The 297-nt window shown below is 41.4% G+C and carries 1 tRNA gene; it reads left to right on the top strand.

From position 1 onward, the window contains the following. Window positions 1–140: 140 nt before the first annotated feature. Window positions 141–217: transfer RNA gene (locus CD147_RS11555), tRNA-Ile, on the top strand. Window positions 218–297 lie beyond the last annotated feature (80 nt).

Raw genomic sequence — 297 nt, 5'->3', positions numbered from 1 at the left:
AACAAGGTAGCCGTATCGGAAGGTGCGGCTGGATCACCTCCTTTCTAAGGATATATTCGGAACACCTCGTAGAGGTGAAGGAATAATGTGACATATTGTATTCAGTTTTGAATGTTTATTGAAACATTCGACAATTTAATGGGCCTGTAGCTCAGCTGGTTAGAGCGCACGCCTGATAAGCGTGAGGTCGGTGGTTCGAGTCCACTCAGGCCCACCATTAAATGATTGTACATTGAAAACTAGATAAGTAAGTAAATTAGATTTTACCAAGCAAAACCGAGTGAATTAGAGTGTTAA

The organism is Staphylococcus devriesei (assembly GCF_002902625.1).
In the GTDB taxonomy this organism is placed as follows: Bacteria; Bacillota; Bacilli; order Staphylococcales; family Staphylococcaceae; genus Staphylococcus; species Staphylococcus devriesei.
The sequence above is the reverse complement of the archived record's forward strand: the minus strand, read 5'-3'. Positions and strand labels throughout refer to the sequence as shown.